The sequence below is a fragment of the Terrabacter aeriphilus genome (assembly GCF_039542985.1).
In the GTDB taxonomy this organism is placed as follows: Bacteria; Actinomycetota; Actinomycetes; order Actinomycetales; family Dermatophilaceae; genus Terrabacter; species Terrabacter aeriphilus.
Window position 1 is genome coordinate 347710 of sequence record NZ_BAABIW010000014.1, and the last position, 19713, is coordinate 367422.

The following is a 19713-nucleotide window of genomic DNA, read 5'->3' on the forward strand; positions in this document are numbered from 1 at the left end:
GGTCAGCGGTCCTTCGGGTGCTCGGCCGGGGTGACGGGGACGAAGTCCGAGGCGCCCTCGTGCAGGTCGAGCACGCCGTCGGCCTCCTCGGGCAGCGCCTCGACCTCGTCGATCTCGAAGGCGGAGTCGTCGGCGTCCGCGGCCACGACCGGGACCGGCTGCGACTCCTCCGCGGCGGGCTCCTCGGATCCCTCGGGCTCCGCGGCGCGAGCAGCCGGGTCGGCAGGTTCCGCAGGCGCTGCGTGCGTCTCGGGGGTCTCGGGGGTCTCGAAGGTTTCGGTGGGCTCGGGGGTCGTGGTCGGGCCGTCCGAGGGGTCGGCAGCCGTGACGTCGTCGTCCGACCCGGGCGCGGTGGTCGTCGTCGACGGGTCGGGCTCGCCCAGCTCGTCGACCATCGGGACGGCCTGCGTCTCGCCCAGCATCGGGAAGGGCACGTGCGGCGCGGTGGCGTCCCAGGCCGGCTCCGGCTCGCGGTGCGCGTCGTCGGCACCCGGGGCGGAACCGGCGCCGGGGCCCGAGCCGGGTGGCGAGCCAGCTCCCGTGCCGGGGGCGGTGGCCGGTGGGACGACAGCGGCGGACGACGCTGCCGCGGCCGCCCTCTCCTGGGCGAGCCGGGTGCGCTCGCTGCGACGGGCGTCCTCGGCCGCGCGGCGACGGTCGTCGTCCTCGACCCGTGCGTCGAGGGCGCGCAGCTGCTCGGCCGTGCGCTCCACGACCTCGATCTGGCCCGCGGCGAGCGCCCGGAGCAGGACGCGCAACGGCGTCATCTCCGCGGCGAGGCGGGCCCGGCGCACGAGGGACGCGTCGGGGCGCTCGACGCGCGAGCGCGCGTAGGCCTCGAGCACGGCGTCGAGCGCGGCGGGCGCGGCGACCTCGGCCAGCTCGGCGACGTCGTCGGCAGGGTCGCCGACGCGGCTCTCCTCCCAGCCGAGCACGCCGCGCACCCGGCCGGTCGAGGAGTCGTCGTCGTCGTCGAAGGAGGCGAGCACGTTCTCGCCCGTGAAGGTGCCGTGCACCGCGGTCGGCGCGAAGCGCCACATCGAGACGTCCTCGAGGGCGTGCTCCCAGCGCGTCAGCAGCCCGGTGGGCACGTGCCCCGTGGCCGCGGCGCGGTCGAGCTCGGAGAGCTGCCGGCGCCGGTGCGACTCCGCGTCGTAGGTGGGCCGGCCGGCCTCCTCGAAGACGAGGTGCTCGACGTTGTGGATGTGCGCCAGCGCGCGACCGACGTCATCGGCGAGGGCCCCCGGCGTGAGGCCCGCGAAGTCGAGCGGGCGGCCCGGCAGCCGGAGGTAGACGGCCGCCCGGCCCTCCGGCACGGGGGCATGCCCCCGGACCATCGGCATCGCGACGTCGAGACGGCGCCCGAGGAGGGCCCCGAGCGCGACGCTGTCGTCGAGCATCGCCCCGGCCGCAGGTGTCCGCGGAGCCTTGACGACCCACCGGCGGTGCTGGCTGTCCTGGACGTAGGCGATCTCGAAGAGGTCGCCGGGCCGGGTCACCACGCCCTCGACGTTCACCGGGTCGAGCCCGGGCACGGCCGAGCTCGCCAGCGCGGCGAGGACAAGCGGGCTGCGGGTCACCCCTCCACCGTATGCGGCACGGCGTGCTGAGCGTGGGAGGCGACGCCCGTGCCGGGCCCGTTCGTCGCCGTCCTAGTCTGATCGGGTGGCCCTGACCGACGAGACGTCCGAGACGACCGATACGACGAGCCCGACCAGCCCGACGAGCCCGACGAGCCCGACCAGCCCGACCAGCCCGGCCAGCGCGACCGGCCCGGCACCTGCCGTCGGCTCGCACGCGGGCGACACGGCATCCGGGATCGCTGCCGCGCCGGGCCCGGTTGCCGCCGGTCCCCTCCCGCACCTGGCCCTCGCGCGCCCCTCGCTCGACCGGGTGGCCGACGAGCGCCGTCGGCCCGACGTGCTCGCCGCCCTGCTGGCCGACCCCGCCACCCGGGTGGCCGAGCTGCGGGGCGACCGCCTCGAAGTCACCTCCGAGGGTGCCGACGGGGACGGCGGCCTGGCCCTCGTGCTGCGGGCCCCCGAACCGGCCGACCCGGCCCGGCTGGCCCTGCACCTCGGCCGCGGACCCGACGGCACGGCATACGTCGGCGTCGTCGGTGACGAACCGGACGACGAGGGCGAGGACGCGGCGGACGGGGGAGCCGGCGTGCGCCGGTGGCTCGCGCTGCGGCAGGCGGGGGAGACCCTGGGCCCGCTCGACGCGGGGATCTTCACGACGGTGCTCGCCCTCGCCAACTGGCACGCGACGCACGCGCACTGCCCCCGCTGCGGGTCGGTGACGACGCCCACGCAGGCCGGTTGGGTGCGCCGTTGCGAGCGCGACGGCACCGAGCACTACCCGCGCACCGACCCCGCGGTCATCATGTCGGTCGTCGACCCGGACGACCGCCTCCTCATCGGGCGCGGTGCGCACTGGCCCGAGGGCCGCTTCTCGGTGCTCGCCGGCTTCGTCGAGCCGGGGGAGTCGTTCGAGGCGGCGGTCGCCCGCGAGGTCGCGGAGGAGGTCGGCATCGCCGTGCACGACGTGCGCTACCTCGGCAACCAGCCGTGGCCGTTCCCGTCGTCCGCGATGATCGGCTTCGCCGCCCGGACGACCGAGACCGAGCTGACCCTCGACCCCCTCGAGATGGCCGAGGCGCGTTGGGTGACGCGGGCGGAGTACCGCGCGGCGCTGCGCGACGGCTCGGTGCGCACGCCGAGCGGCATCTCCATCGCCAAGCGCATCATCGAGCACTGGCTCGGCGAGACGGTCGAGTCGGCCGCGGCAGTGCCGGACGGCCGCCGTCACTGACGTCGCTGGAGTCGCCGGGGGTCGTCAGCCGGCGAGGCGGGCGCGCACCTCGGCGAGCGAGGGGTTCGTCGCCGCGCTGCCGTCGGGGAAGACGACGGTCGGCACGGTGCGGTTGCCCCCGTTGACCTGCTCGACGAAGTCGACGTGCTCGGGGCTTCCCTCGATGTCGATCTCGGTGAACGGCACGCCCTCGCGCGTCAGCTGGCCCTTGAGCCGTGCGCAGTAGCCGCACCACGAGGTCGTGAACATCGTGACCGAGCCCTCCGCGGGCGTGACGTCGGGCGTGGCGGGCATGGTGCTCCTCGTGGGTCCGGTGGTCCGACCCGTGCGGGGTCGGACGGTGGGGACGCCCCCTCCGGGCGTCTCCCCTCGGTGCAAGGATGGCTCCATGGCGACGCGCGGTGCAAAACGATCCCCGAAGATGGACCTCGCCGTCTACGAGGCGGAGGTGCGACGCCTCCAGGCCGACCTCGTCGCGTTCCAGGAATGGGTCCGCACGACGGGCCAGCGCGTCGTCGTCGTCTTCGAGGGGCGGGACGCGGCCGGCAAGGGCTCGGCGATCAAGCGCATCACCGAGTACCTCAGCCCCCGCGTGGCCCGCATCGCGGCGCTGCCGGCGCCGACCGACCGGGAGCGCTCGGAGTGGTACTTCCAGCGCTACGTGGCCCACCTGCCGGCCGCCGGCGAGATCGTGCTGTTCGACCGGTCCTGGTACAACCGCGCCGGTGTCGAGCGGGTCATGGGCTTCTGCACCGACGAGCAGCACGCGCGCTTCCTCGAGCAGGCGCCGGTCTTCGAGCGGATGCTCGTCGACGACGGCATCATCCTGCGCAAGTACTGGTTCAGCGTCTCCGACGTGGAGCAGGAGCGCCGGTTCCGCGCGCGCGCGAAGGACCCGATGCGGCAGTGGAAGCTCTCGCCGATGGACCTCGAGTCCATCACCCGGTGGGAGGACTACTCCGAGGCCAAGGACGTCATGATGGCCGCGACGAGCACCGACTGGGCGCCGTGGCACGTGGTGGAGTCCGAGGACAAGCGCCGGTCGCGGGTCAACGTCATGCACCACCTGCTCTCCTCCATCCCGCACGAACAGGTCCGCCCCGACGTCCCGCCCGTGCCCGCGCGGCCCGCGCCCCGTGGCTACGAGCGCCCGCCGCAGGCCGACCAGAACTACGTTCCCGACCACGCCGCGAGAGTGCTCGCCGCAGCGAAGGGTGATCGCTCCTGAGCGCCGCACCGACCGCCGACCAGATCCTCGACGGCCTCGACCCCGAGCAGCGCGAGGTCGCGATGGCCCCGCCCGGCCCGCTGTGCATCCTCGCCGGCGCCGGTACCGGCAAGACCCGCGCCATCACGCACCGCATCGCGTATGCCGTCCACTCCGGGGCGCAGCAGCCGCAGCGCGTGCTCGCCCTGACCTTCACCGCGCGCGCGGCCGGCGAGATGCGCTCACGCCTGCGCGGGCTCGGCGTGCAGGGGGTGCAGGCGCGCACCTTCCACGCCGCGGCCCTGCGCCAGCTGCACTTCTTCTGGCCGCAGGCCATCGGCGGAGCCGCTCCCGAGGTGATGAGCCACAAGGCGCCGGCCGTCGCCGAGGCGGCGAGCCGGCTGCGCCTGCAGTTCGACCGCACCACCATCCGCGACCTCGCCGCCGAGGTCGAGTGGGCCAAGGTCAACCTGCTGACGCCGCAGTCGTATGCCGCCCGGGCCCGCGAGCAGCGCCGCGAGCCGCCCGGCCTCGACCTCACCGCGATGGCGCGCCTCTTCGAGGCCTACGAGGACGTCAAGCAACGGCGTGGCGTCATCGACTTCGAGGACGTGCTCCTGCTGACGGTCGGCATCCTCGACGAGCGCGAGGACATCGCCCGGACGGTGCGCGGGCAGTACCGCCAGTTCGTCGTCGACGAGTACCAGGACGTCAACGACCTGCAGCAGCGCCTCCTCGACCAGTGGCTCGGGGAGCGTGACGACCTCTGCGTCGTGGGCGACCCGGCCCAGACGATCTACTCCTTCACCGGTGCCAGCCCCCGGCACCTCGTGGGTTTCCCCCAGCGCTTCGCCACGGCGCACGTCGTGCGCCTCGTGCGCAACTACCGCTCGACGCCCCAGATCGTGGCGCTCGCGAACACCATCGTGGCCTCGGGCACGCAGGCGGCCCGCGACGGCGCCGTGCGCCTCCTCGCGCAGGGCGAGGCGGGGCCCGAGCCGGAGCTGACCGGTCACCCCGACGACCCGGCGGAGGCCTCGGCCGTCGCCGAGCGCATCCGGGCGCTCGTGGCCGCGGGCCACCCCGCCGGGGAGGTCGCGGTGCTCTTCCGCACGAACGCCCAGTCCGAGGCCTACGAGTCGGCCCTCGCCGACGCCGGCGTGCCCTACCTCGTGCGGGGCGGCGACCGCTTCTTCGCCCGCAAGGAGGTGCGCGACGCCATCCTGCTGCTGCGCGGCGCCGCCCGCAGCGACGACGGCGAGAAGCCGCTGGGCGAGCTGGCCCGCGACGTCATCACGGGAGCCGGCTGGTCGCACGAGCCGCCCGCCGGCGCCGGGGCCACCCGGGAGCGGTGGGAGTCGCTGCTCGCGCTCGCGACCCTCGCCGACGACCTCGCGGCCGCGGTGCCCGACGCCCGGCTGCCCGAGCTCGTCGCGGAGCTCGACCGCCGCGCGGCCGAGCAGCACGCGCCCACCGTCCAGGGCGTCACGTTGGCGAGCCTGCACGCGGCCAAGGGCCTCGAGTGGGACACCGTCTTCCTCGTCGGGGCCTCCGACGGGCTCATCCCGATCTCGATGGCCGAGGGCCCCGACGCCGTGGAGGAGGAGCGGCGCCTGCTCTACGTCGGGCTGACGCGGGCTCGGCGCCAGCTGTTCATCTCGTGGTCCGGGGCCCGCACCCCCGGGGCGCGGTCGACGCGCCGGGTCTCCCGCTTCCTCGCGCCCGCGGCCGGCATCCTCGGGCAGGGCGCCCGCACCGAGGGGCGGCCCGGTGGGTCGCGACGCGCCGCCCCGAAGGTGGCCCGCATCGCGCACTGCCGCAGCTGCGGGGCCGAGCTCGTGCCGGCCGCGCAGCGCAAGACGGGCCGGTGCGACACCTGCCCGCCGACGTACGACGAGGCGACGTACGAGCGGCTGCGCACCTGGCGCATGGCCGTCGCCCGCGAGGCGAGCGTGCCGGCCTTCGTCGTCTTCACCGACGCGACGTTGACCGCGATCGCCGAGAACGAGCCCGCCGACGAGGGTGCGCTGTCGACGATCAGCGGGGTGGGGGCACGCAAGATCGAGCAGTACGGCGCCGACATCCTCGCCATCCTCGGCGGTGCCGACCCGCAGGAGCTGCTCGAAACCCGTTCTGCCGCAGAGGAATCGGGCGCCTGATGGTGGCGAAGGAAAAAGTTTCGGAAAACTTCGTTAAATGAGTTGTTCGGCTCGGAGGCGCACGCGTACCCTTGTCGGAGTCAAGCCCGGTGACCTAGGTGGTCAGCTGGGGCCCGTGAGCAGAAGTGAGGAGGTCGGCCTGATGGACAACACCACGATGACGATGAACGCAGTCTCCTGCGTCCTTTCCGTGCGTCTGCGGCCGACCACCGGCGATGTCCGCCTCGCGGCCGTGCACGCTCCGGAGCAGGGGACCGCTGTGTCCGCCGCCGTCCTCGGCGGCCGCCTCGGCGCCTTCATCGCCCCGACCACGGGAGACGTCTCGGTCGACGACCGCACGTCCGCCCCCTCGTACAAGACCACCGATGTCGCACGCTCCCGTCCTGGGAGGCCCCCGGTCTGACCAGACCTGACGCCTCACAGGCCGCGAACCCGACATCACCGGGTCCGCGGCCTTTTTCGTGTCCCAGCACCGTCTGAGCACCGATCGCCGCTCCGCCCGAAGCACGCACCACACCGCAGAGGAAGCACCCGACCGGGTGCCTGACAGATCAGGGAACAGGGACACGACATGACTCCCCGGATGCCGAGCAGCAGGACCGAGACGCGCACCACCGGTGCCGGTCTGCGGACCAGGCCAGACACGAGTGAGCAGGGGCACCCCGCGACGGGCGCCCTCGAGACGGAGGTGAGAACGATGCAGCTGAGCGAGTTGATCGACATGAGGACCGAGGCCGAGCAGGTCGGCGAGACCATCCCGTGCCGCGACTACGACGCGGAGCTCTGGTTCGCCGAGCGCCCGGAGGACGTCGAGTTCGCCAAGACGCTCTGCGGGCTCTGCCCGGCACGGACCCAGTGCCTCGCCGGGGCCCTCGAGCGACAGGAGCCGTGGGGCGTGTGGGGCGGGCAGCTGCTCGTCCAGGGCGCCATCGTGGCCCGGAAGCGGCCGCGGGGACGTCCGCGCAAGCACCCCGTCGCTGCCTGAGCGTGCGTGACCGCGCATGACCCCCGTGCGGGCAGCCAACGACACCAACCTTTTTCACAGACCAGGAGATCGTCATGAACCAGCTCGAGATGCTGGCTCGCGAGCGCATCACCCAGCGCAGTCAGCGCGAGGACCGCAGCGGCATCCGTCGCAGCGCCCGCCTGATCGCGCAGGAGATCCGCGCCAGTCGACGCCACAGCCAGAAGTGAACGACAGCGCCGAGCGGCGCACTGCAGGACAACTGAATCGAGTGAGCGAGCCGCGGGTGACGCGCACGTCACCCGCGGTTTCGCATGTCCGGGCCCGTCCGGGCGGATACTGCGAGTCAGCGGAAGGAGACGACATGGACGCCCCGAGCACCCCACCCACGGGCCGGACCCCCGACCCCGAGGCCGGACCCGACCCCGACGCGGAGCTCGTCTGCGCCACCTGCGGTGCCACGCCGGCACCCGAGCAGCGGGCGGCCGCCCGGCTGACGTGGAGCCGGGGCAGCGACGGGGGACGCTCCCGCTGGACCTGCGACCGCTGCAGTCGCGAGCACCTGCGCTCCATCGAGGGCAAGCTCGACCCGGCCTGGTGGTGAGCCCGGTCGGCTCAGACCGCCGTGCCGACCGGCGGGAGGTCTGCCCCCGGGAGCAGCTCGTCGACGATCGCGCGGCCGTGCACCGTGCCGCCGAGCTGGCTGAGCACGCCGATGCCGCCGCCCCACACACGATGGATGAGTAGGTACTCCGGCGGCAGGTTGAGCTTGTAGGCCACCGCGTAGTTCGGCTGCCGGGGGTCGTTGATGTGGGCGAAGACGCCGCGGAGCCAGTCACGGCTGAAGGTGAACGTGTCGTCGCGGAACGGGGCCATGAAGGGCTCGAGGTAGTCGAGCAGCCGCTCCGGGTCGAGGTCGATGGTGTTCTTGACGAAGCCGATCTCGCGCAGCCCCTCGAGCACCTGCTCGGCGCTGCCCTCGAGCCCGGTCGTGAGCAGCGGCCCGATCTCCGGCGGCATGCCGTCGGGCAGGCGGTTGACCGCGCCGAAGTCGATGATCCCGAGCCGACCGTCGGGAGTCATCCGGAAGTTGCCCGGGTGCGGGTCGGCGTGGAGCAGCCCGGCACGGGCCGGGCCGGCGAGCAGGAAGCGCAGGTAGAGCTGCGAGGAGCGGTCGCGCTGCTCCGGGGTGCCCTCGGCGATGATCCGCGACAGCGGCACGCCGTCCATCCACTCGGAGACGATGACGTGCTCGCGGCCCTCGACGACCTCGGGGACGTGGAAGTCGGGGTCACCCGCGAAGGCGGCGGCGAAGGTGGCCTGGGAGTCGGCCTCGAGGCGGTAGTCGAGCTCTTCAGCCATGCGGTCACGCAGCTCGTCGAGGATGGGCCCGAGCTCGATGCCCGGCACCCAGCCCGCGGCGACCTTCGCGACGCGACTGATCTGTCGGATGTCGCTCATCAGGGCGGCGCCGGCCCCGGGGTACTGGATCTTGACCGCGACGTCGCGCCCGTCCTTCCAGACGGCCCGGTGCACCTGGCCGATCGAGGCGGAGGCCACCGGCTGGTCGTCGAAGGACTCGAAGCGGCTGCGCCACCGCGTGCCGAGGGAGGTTCGCAGGACCCCGTGCACCGAGCTGGTCGGCATCGGCGGCGCGCTGTCCTGCAGCTTGGTCAAGGTCGCGCGGTAGTGCACCGCGAGCTCCTCGGGCAGGGCCGCCTCGAAGATCGAGAGGGCCTGGCCGAACTTCATCGCGCCGCCCTTGAGCTCGCCGAGCACTTGGAAGAGCTGCTGCGCGGTGCGCGCCTGCAGCTCCGCGGCGACGAGCTCGGCGGGGCGCCCACCGAGCCGTTTGCCGAGGCCGAGGGCGGTGCGCCCGGCGAACCCGAGGGGCACCGCGGCGAGCCGCGCGGAGCGCACCACGGCCTTGCGGGGCAGGTCGGTCATCGGGGGCACCTCCTCGGGTCGTGGGTGTCGGTGTCGGTGTCGTGGCGCTGTCAGGGTCGGTGTCGGCGTTGCCGCCGGCCCGTGCACGTTCGTGGTGGCACGAACGAGCGCGGTCACGGGCCGTGCGGGCCGTGCGGGCCCGCCTCGGCCTCCTCACCCGACTCTATGCGCACGGCCCTGCCGCCACGTCACGGGCGCTCCCCGCGTGCCCCGCTTGTCGAGGGTTGGGCTGTCGAGGGTCGGACGATGAGGTGGCCCGTGCAGAGCGGGTGCACCGGCCACCGCCGGTGGTCGAGCCGGGGCCACGGCGGGCTCACCTCCACCGAGACACCCGGCGGGGGCAGCCGCCCCTGGAGCGCGCCCGAGACGAGCAGCGTGACGCTGCCGACGACGAGCTGGGCCAGACCCGGGGCGAGCGCGTCGTGCGTCCCGTCCACGTCGACGGCGACGGCGACGGACGCCGGGTCTGCCGGGTCTGTTGGATCTGCCGCCTCGTCCGTCTGGGCGGCATCCGTGCCGTCCGGGCCGGTCGCGACGTCCCGGGGCGCCGGCGTCGACGTGCGGCCCTGACCGCCCCACGGGTGCGTCGCCGACGCGACCGTCGCCGACGCGATCGTCGCCACGGACTGGCTCATCACCGTCGGCCACGCCTCGTCACGATCGGCGCGGTGGTGCTCGAGGCACCAGAGGCAGGGCGCGGAGGCGGAGCCGTCGACGACGGGCCCGATGACGGTGCGTGGAGCGGCCGGGGTGACCGGCAGGTGGACGATGCCGCGGCGCAGCCACGGGTCCGCCCGCCGTGGGTCGACCACCGGGGAGCCGACCAGCACCACGAGGTCGGGCCGCGGCCGGTCGGGGGAGGCGAGGGCCCGGTCGACCGCCGCGCGTCCGTGCACGACACGGACTCCGGTGCGGGCGAGGGCCGCGGCGATCTCGGACGCGACGGGCCCGCAGCCGTCGACGACGACGCGCGGCAGCCCGCCCGTCCCGTCCGGTCCCTCCCGGGGCGTCGCGAGGACGCCCGCCCCGAGGTCCGTCCCCGACGGCCGTGCCCGCGTCGCGGCCGGGTTCGCGCCCGGGATCTGGAGCGGGCTCGTGGTCGGGGGTGCTCCCGGGCTCGTTGCCGGGCTCGTTGCCCGGCGCGGGGTGTGGGCCGGGTCGTCGGCGTCGTGCGTGCCGGGACCCGCGCTCTCGGTCAGCACGCCGAGGCGCGCCAGCAGCTCGAGCAGGGTGCGCCACCGCTCGTGGGGGATCCCGGCGTCGAGGGCGAGGTGGTCGACGACGTCGAGGGGGAGGGCGCCGTCGAGCCGGCGCAGGAGGAGGGCCTCGACCGTGTCGATGCCCGAGACCACCGGGCCGTCGGCCAGCACGCCGAACTGGACCTCACCCGGTCGTCGGGTGAGGGGCCGCAGCCAGACGGGGACCCTCGGGTGCGGCGGGATGGGGGCAGCGGACATGGGACCTCCAGACCCGGCGGCGCCCGGCGGGCGCCGACCTCGAGGTCAGGCTCGCACCGCGCGTGACGACGCGAGCGCGTCGTCCACAGCCCCGCCCGAGGGGGCGTCCGGCATCCGGCGGCGGGGGAGCGGGCCGCCGGGCACGCACGAGGGGGCGGGACCGTGTGGTCCCGCCCCCTCGATGGACGGCGTCGGTGACGCCGTCAGGACCTGGTCAGGCCTTGCCCAGGATGCGGTTGAGGTTCGTGCCACAGACGGGGCACTGGCCCTTGGCCATCCGACGGCCGTTGTCGGAAACGACAACCTTGCCCTCGGCCTCGCGCTTCTCCTTGCACTTCACGCAGTAGAACTCGCCCTTGTAGGTCTCGTCAGCCATTGGTGTCTCCTTGATGCTGGCACCCATCCGACGGGTGCCTCGACTCGTTCAACCCTAGAGCACGCTGAGCACGAAATCATGCTCATCCCCCGCTTGGCGCGCCTCGCGCCGATGGGGTATGCCGCGGGCGCGCGGCCGCGCTGCGCGCCGGTGTCGGCCCTCGGGCCTACCCTGCCCTCATGGCGACGGAGCGGCGTGAGGTGGTGCAGACGGTGGTCGACGGCGTGACCGTCGAGGTCCGCCGCAGCGTCCGGCGGCGCCGCACCGTGTCGGCCTACCGCCAGGAGGGGCGGCTCGTCGTGCTCGTGCCGGCTCGCATGAGCCGGGCGGAGGAGGGCGAGTGGGTGCGCACCATGGTGGCCCGGGTCGCCGCCTCCGAGCAGCGCCGCCGGCGCACCGACGGCGACCTCGAGCAGCGGGCGCTCGCGCTCTCCCGCGAGCACCTCGGCGGGCGGGCCGTGCCGACCACCGTGCGGTGGGTGTCCAACCAGAACTCGCGGTGGGGCTCCTGCACCCCGGCCGAGGGCTCGATCCGCTTGTCCGACAAGCTCCGTGGCATGCCCGGGTGGGTCGTCGACTACGTGCTGCTCCACGAGCTCGCCCACCTGCTGCAGCCCGGTCACGGGCCGGAGTTCTGGGCCCTGCTGCAGGACTACCCGCGGCTCGAGCGGGCGCGCGGCTACCTCCAGGGAGTGTCCGCGACGGCGGGCCTCGACCTCAGCGACGACTGAGCGGATCGCCCGGCCGACGCCAGCACGACGGTCAGGACGCGACGGTCAGGACGCGACGGTCAGGACCGGGTCGCCCGGAGGCCGGCCGCGACGAGCGGCGCCAGCTCGTCACGTGTGCCGATGGGCAGCTCGTCGACGGGCCACCAGCGCACGTCGATCGACTCGGTGCTGACGCTCGCCCGCGTGTCGCGCGCCGTCACGGCGGCGAAGCGGATGTCGAGGTGCTCGCGGCAGGTGCCGAAGTCGCCGACGAGCACGTGCCGGTCGAGCTGGACGATCTCGGGCAGCGCCGCGATGTGCGCGATCCCGGACTCCTCGCGTGCCTCGCGCGTGGCGGCGTGCCACACCGACGCGTCACCGGGCTCGTAGTGGCCACCGAACTGGAACCACTCGCGCGCCCGCCGGTGCAGCGTCAGCAGCGCCGACCCGCCGGCCTCGTCGAGGACGATGACGCTCCCGGTGAGGTGGGCGGGCGGCCCGGCCTTGCTCATGGCATCGGGGTGGGCGGCGAGGTGCGCGAGGAAGTCGAGGCGCAGCTGCTCCTGACGGGCGTCGGGCGCGGCCCAGGACTCGAGCCGGGCCACGGCGTCCGCGTGCAGGGTGGCCCACGCCGCGCCTGCGTCCACCGCGCCGGAAGCCGTCGTCGCCGGCCCCGGCGACGAAGACGGATCCGGACACGCGCCTGTGGTGGCGCCCGTCACCGCGGGTCGTCGCCGGGGCGCTCGTCGCGCTCGCCCCCGGCGCCGCGCTCGCGGTCGGCCTCCTCGAGGATGTCGCGCAGCACGGCGTCGAGGTCGGCGCTGATCGTGTCCTCGTCGCCGCCCGTGGGGTCGGACGCGCCCGGGCTGCCCGCCGAGTCGGTCGCACCCGTCGAACCCATCGAGTCCGTCGAGCCTGCCGGCGCGCCGGGCGAGGACTCGCCGGCGGCGCGCTGGACGAAGCCGATCGGGTCGTCGAGGTCGGCCGAGGTGGGCGCGAGGTCGGGGTGCGCCCACCGTCCGTCGCGCAGGTCCGGCCCACCGGCGTTCTCGAGCGCGGCCCAGAGGTTGGCCGCGTCGCGCAGGCGGCGCGGGCGCAGCTCGAGGCCCACGAGCCCGGCGAACGTCTTCTGCGCGGCGCCGCCCACGCGGCGGCGGCGGATGGTCTCGGCCAGGGCAGCGGACTGCGGCAGGTGCCGCGCCGTGGCCCGGTCGGTCACGTGGTCGACCCAGCCCTCGGCGAGGGCGAGGAGGGTCTCGAGCCGGCCGAGGGCGGCTCGCTGGGCCGGCGTGGGCTGGGGCCGGAAGAGGTTGCCCTGCAAGGCCTCCCGCAGTGCCTCGGGGTCCGAGGGGTCGATCGTCGACAGCGCCGACTCGATGGCCTCGGTGTCGATGGTGATGTTGCGGGCGTAGTCCGACACGGCCGAGAGCAGCTGCGGCCCGAGCCACGAGACCTCGGCGAAGAGCCGCACGCGAGCGGCCTCGCGCACCGCGAGGTAGAGGCGCACCTGCGCCACGTCGATCTCGAGCGACTCGGCCAGCTGGGCCACGTTGCCGGGCAGGAGGGCGACGAGGCCGGGCTCGGTCAGGGGCAGGCCCACCTCGGTGCCGCTGACGACCTCGGTGGCGAGGGTGCCGACGGCCTGGCCGAGCTGCGCCGAGAACATCTGCCGGCTGAGGTTGCCGAGCATCGGCGCCCACTGCTCCACCATCTCGCGCGGGTCGAAGCCGGCCGGGAGCCCCTCGGGCAGCGCTTCGCCGAAGGCCTCCGGGCCGAGCTCGCCGACCTGCTTGCGCATCGCGTCGGACGTGGCCGAGGTGACCCCGTCCGAGACCGGCTCGATGAGCTCGAACCAGCGCGGCATGGTCGCGTCGACCCACTCGGCGCGGCTGAACCCCGTCGCCCGCCACGCGGGTGCGGCGAGGGTGGTCTGCTCGTCGAGCCAGAGCGTGGCCACGGCCACGGCGTCGGCGACGACGCGGTCGGCCGCGGGGTCGTGCACGTCGTTGCCGTCGACGGTGAGCACGTGCCGGCGCGCCACCTCGGTGGCGAGGTCGCGCGAGCCGGTCGGCGACTGCTGCGCCGCCATGAACGTGCCGAGCTGGGCACGCATCGCGGCCTGGGTGGCCGGGTCGGTCGGGTCGACGCCCATGCTGCGCATCGCCTCGGCGAGCTCGGGGTTGTCCGCGGCCTCGCCGAGCACCTTCTCGAGCATCGCGCCGAGGTCGGAGGCGTCCATGCCGCCGACGTCGGGCAGGCCACCGAACCCGCCGAACCCACCGAACCCACCGCCGGCACCCGTGCCGGGTGCGGCACCGAAGCCGGCCCCCGAACGGTCCAGCGGGAGCCCGAAGGGGGACTCGCCCGGGCGGCGGCCCTGCGACCCACCCGCACCGGTGTCGCCGGCCGGCCCGGCGCCCCCGGTGTCTCCGGCGCCGGTCTCGCCGGCCCCGCTCGAGGCGTCGGGCTCGCGGGGCTCGTCGTCCCGGTCGCTGCGGTTGTCGTCACCGCGTCCACGGTCGTCGGCCATGCCTGCTCATCCCCACTCGTGCGCGTCACCTGCGGCCGGACGGCCACACACCAAGACAACCACGGATCACCGCCGTTGGTTCCCGGCCCGCGACGCACCCCGGGGCGACCCGGCCTACGATGGCGGGCGTGACGGTCACCCTTGCCGAGATCCGCGAGACACCCCTGTCGGTCGACGAGGTGCTCGCCGGCGTCTCCTCCCCCCGGGCGGGCGGGGTGTGCCTCTTCATCGGCACCGTGCGCGACCACGACCGGCCGGCGCACGCCGACGGCGCCGGGACGACGGATGCCCCGGTCGCCCACCTCGACTACTCCGCCCACCCGCAGGCGGCCGAGGCCGCGCGGGCCCTCGCCGAGCGGCTCGCCGCCGACGGGCGGGCCGTGCGCATCGGCCTCGTCCACCGCGTCGGGCACCTCGAGGTCGGTGACGTCGCCGTCGTCGTCGGGGTGAGCGCCGAGCACCGGGCGGAGGCCTTCGAGGTCTGCCGCGAGCTGATCGACGAGCTGAAGGCCACGGTGCCGATCTGGAAGCACCAGCTCTTCGCCGACGGCGCCGACGAGTGGGTCGGGCTGCCGTGAGGACGATCAAGCGGGTGCCCGAGCAGTCACCCGAGACCGGCACCGCCGTCGGCGCGCCGCAGGCCCGGTCGGCCCGCCTGACGCGCGGCAACAAGGCGGTCCTCGCCGCCTTCTTCCTCTTCCTCGCGATCATGGTGGCCGGCTCGCTCGTGCACCTGCCGTATGCCGTCATGAGCCCCGGCCCGACGCAGAACACCCTCGGCACCTCGCCCGACGGCAAGAAGACGCCGGTCATCTCGATCTCGGGTCTGCCGACCTACCCCACCGAGGGCGCGCTGCGCTTCACGACCGTGCGGGTCGAGGGTGGCCCGGGCTACCCGGTCGACGCCTGGGACGTGCTGCAGGCGTGGATCGACCCGGCCCGCGAGGTCCTGCCCGTCGACGACGTCTTCGACCCCGCGGTCACCCAGGAGCAGGTGGCCGAGGAGAACGCCATCCAGATGGAGGGCTCGCAGGAGGAGGCCACGGCCGTCGCCCTGCGCGCCATCGGTCAGGACGTGCCGACCCACATCGCGGTGGCCGGCCTCGCCGACACCTCGCGGGCCAAGGGCCTGCTGAAGCCCGGCGACCGGTTCGAGCGCATCGGCGACGTGCCCATCACGTCCGCCCAGACGGTCCGTGACGCCCTGCAGAAGGCCAGGCCCGGCGAGTCGGTCACCATCGTCGTCTCGCGGGCCGGCACGGACGTCTCGCTCGAGGTGCCGACGGTGACCGGTCCGGAGGGGCGCACGGCGCTCGGGGTGATCCTCGGCCTCGACCACGACTTCCCGGCCAAGGTCACCATCGACGCGGGCTCGATCGGGGGGCCGTCGGCCGGCCTGATGTTCTCCCTCGGCATCTACGACAAGCTGACGCCCGGGGCGCTCGTCGGCGACCACGAGGTGGCCGGCACCGGCACCATCGACGACGCCGGCACGGTCGGGCCCATCGGCGGCATCCGGCAGAAGCTCGCCGGGGCGCGCGCCGACGGCGCCACCTTCTTCCTCGCCCCCGCCGCGAACTGCGGCGAGGTCGTCGGCCACGAGCCCGACGGGCTCACCGTGCTCAAGGTCGGCACGTTCGACGAGGCCCGCACCGCCGCCGAGGGCATCGCCGCCGGCCGCGCCGGCACGCTGCCCCGCTGCTGACCCGCCGAGCGGGTCGTCTCAGTCGGTGAGCGTGGCGCGGAGCGCCTCGACGAGACCGGGGGCGATGTCCTTGCCCGTGGCCACCGCGTCGTCGGAGTCGTGCTCGCGCTGGCGCAGCAGGCAGATCGACCGACCGTCGCGCAGCACCGCGACGACGAGCCGCACGTCCTTGCGGTCGGGGTGGGCAGCGAGCAGGTCGACCGCCTCCTCGCCGCGGGAGGGCAGCTCACGCTCGGCCTCCGGCGGCACGACCATCCGCTCGATCGCGAAGGCGCACCCGTCGACCTCCGCCGGCCAGGCGATCCGCCCGAGCAGGGTCTCGAGCGAGCTCGTCGCCTGCAGGCCCTCCTGCTCGATGGCCGTCAGGGCCCCCTCCGCGAGGTCCGAGGGGCCCATCTGCGCGCGCAGCTGCGGCTCGCGCTCGAGCAGGTCGGCCGTGCGCACGAGCGCGAAGAGGCGGGCCGGCTGGTCCCAGCCCGCGGCCGCGACGTGGCGCTCCGTGTCGAGGGCGGCGATGGCGAGGGGGTCGATGACGGGCTGCGCGTTCACGGCCCCCATGCTGCCGCATCCGGGCGTCGCGGCTCGCCACCGGTCCGGATGTGACGGCCGGGGGGTCACGTTGCGGTATCGCCCCGGGGGTTGCGGCGCGAGCGCGGGTTATGGTTGCCGCAGGCGGCCACCGGCGGTCGCCCCGGGTCCGTTGCAGGCGCTCCCGAGCGCCCGAGCCGGCCCGCGAGCACCCGAGTCCATCTGAGCCCCTGACCGCCCCAGCACCCAAGGCACTCCACGTGAGCGACAGCAACTTCGGCCCCCCTCCGGGCAACTTCAACGACGACGACTCGGGCAGGCCCCGGCGACCGGACACCGTGGCGCTCCCACCCACGCGACGCCCGCTCGTCACGGCGCTCGTGGTGGCGGCGGCGCTCCTCGTCGTCATCGCCATCGCCGCGCAGTTCTGGACCGAGGTGCTGTGGTACCAGTCGGTCAGCTTCTCGGGCGTCTTCAGCACCCAGGTCATCACCAAGGTGCTCCTCGGCCTCGTCGGGGGGCTGCTCACCGCGGCCATGGTGTGGTCGAGCATCCACCTCGCCTTCCGCAGCCGGCCGATCTACGCGCCGTCGCCCGACACGCAGGCCATGGAGCACTACCGCCAGCTCGTCGAGCCGATGCGCCGCACCGCGACCATCGCGGCACCGCTCGCCGTGGGCCTCTTCGCCGGGCTCTCGGCCGCCACGCAGTGGGACACCTTCCTGCTGTGGCGCAACGGCAGCCCGTTCGGCACGACCGACCCCGAGTTCGGCCTCGACATCGGCTTCTTCGTCTTCGACCTGCCGTGGATCAACTTCGTCGTCGCGTTCCTCACGATGATCCTCGTCATCGGTTTCATCACGGCAGCCTTCACGCACTACCTCTACGGCGGCATCGTCGCCGGTCAGAAGATGCGCTCGACGCAGGCCGCGCGCGTGCACCTCTCGGTCATCGCCGCCGGGCTCGTGCTCGTGCGCGCCGTGGCCTTCTGGGTCGACCGCTACAACCTCGCCACGGCCCAGTCGACGCGCATGACCGGCATCCAGTACACCCAGGCGCACGCGGACATCCCCACCAAGGGCATCCTCGCGATCGCGGCCGTCATGTGCGCGCTGATGTTCCTCACCGTCATCTGGACCCGCACCTGGCGGCTGCCGCTCGTCGGCGTCGCGGTGCTCGCCGTCATCGTCGTGGCGGTCGGCGGCATCTACCCGGCGCTCATCCAGTCGCTCAAGGTGCGCCCGTCGGAGAAGTCGCTCGAGATCCCCTACATCCAGCGCAACATCGACGCGACGCGCGCGGCCTACGGCTTCGACAAGATCGACGTCAAGCCCTACGACTCGAAGACCGTGGCGGCTCCCGGGCAGCTGCGCGGCGACGCGGCGACCGTGCCCGGCATCCGGCTCATCGACCCCAACATCGTCAGCCCGACGTTCAAGCAGCTCGAGGCGAGCAAGGGCTACTACCAGTTCGCCGACGTGCTCGACGTCGACCGCTACAAGATCGACGGCAAGTCGCAGGACACCGTCATCGCCGCCCGCGAGCTCGACCTCACGGGCGTGCCCGACGGCCAGCGCAACTGGCTCAACGACCACACCGTCTACACCCACGGCTACGGCGTCGTCGCGGCGAAGGGCAACACCCGCGAGGACGACGGCCGCCCGACGTTCTTCGAGTCGCAGATCGGCAGCGAGGGCGCGCTCGGCAAGTACGAGCCGCGCATCTACTTCGGCGAGAGCTCGCCGGAGTACTCCGTCGTCGGCGGGGGCAAGCGTGAGTTCGACTACCCGGACCCGCAGGGCACCGGGCAGATCACCTACAGCTACGCCGGCACCGGCGGTGTCGCCCTCGACGCCGTCCGTCGCCTCGCGTATGCCGTCAAGTACCGCGAGATCAACTTCCTCCTCTCCGACGCGGTGACCAACGACTCACGCATCCTCGACCACCGCACGCCGCGGGACCGCGTCCAGCGCGTCGCCCCGTGGCTGACCCTCGACGGCAACGCCTACCCCGCCGTCGTCGACGGCCGCGTGATCTGGGTGCTCGACGGCTACACGACGTCGGCGAACTACCCGTACTCGGAGATGACGACGCTCGACACCGCGACCGAGGACGCCGTGACGAGCACGCGCACCTCGGTGCGCGCCGTGCAGGGCGGGCAGGTCAACTACGTGCGCAACTCGGTCAAGGCGACCGTCGACGCCTACGACGGCACGGTGACGCTCTACCAGTGGGACGAGACCGACCCGGTGCTCAAGGCCTGGATGTCGATCTTCCCCGGCACGGTCAAGCCGCTCACCGACATCAAGGGCTCGCTCATGGAGCACCTGCGCTACCCGGAGGACCTCTTCAAGGTGCAGCGCAACCTGCTCGTGAAGTACCACGACACCGACGCCGCCTCGTTCTACGGCGGCCAGAACTTCTGGCGCATCCCGGACGACCCGACCCAGCAGGGCGCCGACCTGCTGCAACCGCCCTACTACCTGTCGCTCGCCATGCCGGGCCAGCCCGCGCCGGCGTTCTCGCTGACGTCGACGTTCATGCCGACGGGTGACCGCAACGTGCTCTCGGGCTTCCTCGCCGTCGACGGCGACGCCGGCACCGCGGACGGCAAACGGTCGTCGACCTACGGGACGATGCGGCTTCTCGAGACGACGGGTGGCTCGGTCAACGGCCCGGGTCAGGTCTACAACGACATGCGCACCTCGGCGGTGACGTCGAACGACGCCTCGCTCGGCCGTCAGCTGACCCTCGCGCAGTTCATCTCGACGACGTCGTCGACCGGCGCCAACGTCATCTTCGGCAACCAGCTGACCCTGCCCGTCGGCGGTGGGCTGCTCTACGTGCAGCCGATCTACGTCCAGGCGAGGTCGACCGGCTCGGGCACCTACCCCCGCCTGTCGGCGGTCGCCGTCGCCTTCGGCGACAAGATCGCCTGGGCGGGCTCGCTCGACGCCGCGCTCAACGACCTCTTCGGCGGCTCGTCGGGCGCCCAGGCAGGCGACAACGGCGCGTCGGCCCCCACGACGCCCACGCCGGGCTCGACGCCGACCACGGGCGGCACGGGCGGCACGGGCGGCACCCCGACGCCGTCGCAGACGCCCACGTCCGGCGCGACCGGCACGCCGAACTCGGCCGCGCTCACCCAGGCGCTCAAGGACGCGCAAGCGGCCTACACCGAGGGGGAGGCCGCCCTGAAGCGGGGCGACTTCACCGCCTACGGACAGGCGCAGACGCGCCTCAAGGCGGCGCTCGAGCGGGCCGTGGAGGCGTCGCCGCGCTCGGTCGGGTCAGGCAACTGACTGAGGGGATCGAG

At 74.0% G+C, this 19713-nt stretch carries 19 protein-coding genes; 11 read left to right on the forward strand and 8 right to left on the reverse strand.

What is annotated here, in order from left to right; genetic code table 11:
* Nucleotides 1–2: 2 nt before the first annotated feature.
* Complete coding sequence (locus ABD979_RS10840) at nucleotides 3–1580, reverse strand: phosphotransferase (RefSeq protein ID WP_345507475.1); 1578 nt, start codon at nucleotides 1578–1580, stop codon at nucleotides 3–5.
* A gap of 85 nt (nucleotides 1581–1665) precedes the next feature.
* On the opposite strand from ABD979_RS10840, the gene nudC reads away from it, so the two are divergent.
* Nucleotides 1666–2814, forward strand: a complete 1149-nt coding sequence (gene nudC, locus ABD979_RS10845; protein WP_345507476.1) for an NAD(+) diphosphatase — start codon at nucleotides 1666–1668, stop codon at nucleotides 2812–2814.
* Nucleotides 2815–2838: 24 nt separating this feature from the next.
* Here the strand turns inward: nudC and ABD979_RS10850 are convergent, their stop codons facing one another.
* Entirely contained in the window at nucleotides 2839–3108 is a 270-nt protein-coding gene (locus tag ABD979_RS10850) for a mycoredoxin (RefSeq protein ID WP_345507477.1), read from the reverse strand.
* 94 nt (nucleotides 3109–3202) lie between these two features.
* Here ABD979_RS10850 and ppk2 point away from each other — a divergent pair, with 94 nt between their 5' ends.
* The 6 genes from ppk2 to ABD979_RS10880 all read left to right on the forward strand — a co-directional run bounded on the left by ppk2 (nucleotide 3203) and on the right by ABD979_RS10880 (nucleotide 7748).
* Nucleotides 3203–4042 (forward strand): polyphosphate kinase 2, encoded by an 840-nt coding sequence (ppk2, locus tag ABD979_RS10855; protein ID WP_345507478.1) that lies wholly within the window; start codon nucleotides 3203–3205, stop codon nucleotides 4040–4042.
* Nucleotides 4039–6180, forward strand: a complete 2142-nt coding sequence (locus tag ABD979_RS10860; protein ID WP_345507614.1) for an ATP-dependent DNA helicase UvrD2 — start codon at nucleotides 4039–4041, stop codon at nucleotides 6178–6180. Before ppk2 ends, ABD979_RS10860 begins: the two co-directional genes overlap by 4 nt.
* 142 nt (nucleotides 6181–6322) lie before the next feature.
* Nucleotides 6323–6583 carry a hypothetical protein gene (locus ABD979_RS10865; RefSeq protein ID WP_345507479.1) on the forward strand — a complete coding sequence of 87 codons (261 nt, stop codon included), beginning with the start codon at nucleotides 6323–6325 and terminating at the stop codon, nucleotides 6581–6583.
* Between the two features lie 294 nt (nucleotides 6584–6877).
* The gene (locus ABD979_RS10870; protein ID WP_345507480.1) at nucleotides 6878–7165 is read left to right on the forward strand and encodes a WhiB family transcriptional regulator; all 288 of its coding nucleotides are present in this window, start codon (nucleotides 6878–6880) and stop codon (nucleotides 7163–7165) included.
* A gap of 74 nt (nucleotides 7166–7239) precedes the next feature.
* Nucleotides 7240–7374, forward strand: a complete 135-nt coding sequence (locus tag ABD979_RS10875) for a hypothetical protein (RefSeq protein ID WP_345507481.1) — start codon at nucleotides 7240–7242, stop codon at nucleotides 7372–7374.
* A 134-nt stretch (nucleotides 7375–7508) separates the two neighbouring features.
* Entirely contained in the window at nucleotides 7509–7748 is a 240-nt protein-coding gene (locus ABD979_RS10880) for a hypothetical protein (RefSeq protein WP_345507482.1), read from the forward strand.
* A gap of 11 nt (nucleotides 7749–7759) precedes the next feature.
* Here ABD979_RS10880 and ABD979_RS10885 read toward each other — a convergent pair whose 3' ends face one another.
* The 3 genes from ABD979_RS10885 to ABD979_RS10895 form a co-directional block, all read right to left on the reverse strand.
* Nucleotides 7760–9091 carry an ABC1 kinase family protein gene (locus ABD979_RS10885; RefSeq protein WP_345507483.1) on the reverse strand — a complete coding sequence of 444 codons (1332 nt, stop codon included), beginning with the start codon at nucleotides 9089–9091 and terminating at the stop codon, nucleotides 7760–7762.
* A gap of 188 nt (nucleotides 9092–9279) precedes the next feature.
* Nucleotides 9280–10548: a hypothetical protein gene (locus ABD979_RS10890; RefSeq protein ID WP_345507484.1), complete on the reverse strand. Its 1269-nt coding sequence runs from the start codon at nucleotides 10546–10548 to the stop codon at nucleotides 9280–9282.
* Between the two features lie 214 nt (nucleotides 10549–10762).
* Nucleotides 10763–10924 carry a DUF5679 domain-containing protein gene (locus ABD979_RS10895; protein ID WP_020143053.1) on the reverse strand — a complete coding sequence of 54 codons (162 nt, stop codon included), beginning with the start codon at nucleotides 10922–10924 and terminating at the stop codon, nucleotides 10763–10765.
* A 179-nt stretch (nucleotides 10925–11103) separates the two neighbouring features.
* Here ABD979_RS10895 and ABD979_RS10900 point away from each other — a divergent pair, with 179 nt between their 5' ends.
* A complete protein-coding gene (locus ABD979_RS10900) occupies nucleotides 11104–11655 on the forward strand; it encodes a M48 metallopeptidase family protein (RefSeq protein WP_345507485.1) in 552 nt (183 codons plus the stop codon).
* Between the two features lie 59 nt (nucleotides 11656–11714).
* On the opposite strand, the gene ABD979_RS10905 is transcribed toward ABD979_RS10900, so the two are convergent.
* Nucleotides 11715–12281, reverse strand: a complete 567-nt coding sequence (locus ABD979_RS10905; RefSeq protein WP_345507486.1) for an NUDIX hydrolase — start codon at nucleotides 12279–12281, stop codon at nucleotides 11715–11717.
* A 71-nt stretch (nucleotides 12282–12352) separates the two neighbouring features.
* Nucleotides 12353–14164, reverse strand: a complete 1812-nt coding sequence (locus ABD979_RS10910; protein ID WP_345507487.1) for a zinc-dependent metalloprotease — start codon at nucleotides 14162–14164, stop codon at nucleotides 12353–12355.
* A 119-nt stretch (nucleotides 14165–14283) separates the two neighbouring features.
* Here ABD979_RS10910 and ABD979_RS10915 point away from each other — a divergent pair, with 119 nt between their 5' ends.
* Both ABD979_RS10915 and ABD979_RS10920 read left to right on the forward strand, forming a co-directional pair.
* Nucleotides 14284–14742: a molybdenum cofactor biosynthesis protein MoaE gene (locus ABD979_RS10915; protein WP_345507488.1), complete on the forward strand. Its 459-nt coding sequence runs from the start codon at nucleotides 14284–14286 to the stop codon at nucleotides 14740–14742.
* 14 nt (nucleotides 14743–14756) lie between these two features.
* Nucleotides 14757–15869, forward strand: a complete 1113-nt coding sequence (locus ABD979_RS10920; RefSeq protein ID WP_345507489.1) for a YlbL family protein — start codon at nucleotides 14757–14759, stop codon at nucleotides 15867–15869.
* An 18-nt stretch (nucleotides 15870–15887) separates the two neighbouring features.
* Here ABD979_RS10920 and ABD979_RS10925 read toward each other — a convergent pair whose 3' ends face one another.
* Nucleotides 15888–16427 (reverse strand): PPA1309 family protein, encoded by a 540-nt coding sequence (locus ABD979_RS10925; RefSeq protein WP_345507490.1) that lies wholly within the window; start codon nucleotides 16425–16427, stop codon nucleotides 15888–15890.
* A 230-nt stretch (nucleotides 16428–16657) separates the two neighbouring features.
* Between ABD979_RS10925 and ABD979_RS10930 the strand changes: the two genes are divergently transcribed.
* Nucleotides 16658–19699 carry a UPF0182 family membrane protein gene (locus ABD979_RS10930; protein ID WP_345507491.1) on the forward strand — a complete coding sequence of 1014 codons (3042 nt, stop codon included), beginning with the start codon at nucleotides 16658–16660 and terminating at the stop codon, nucleotides 19697–19699.
* Nucleotides 19700–19713 lie beyond the last annotated feature (14 nt).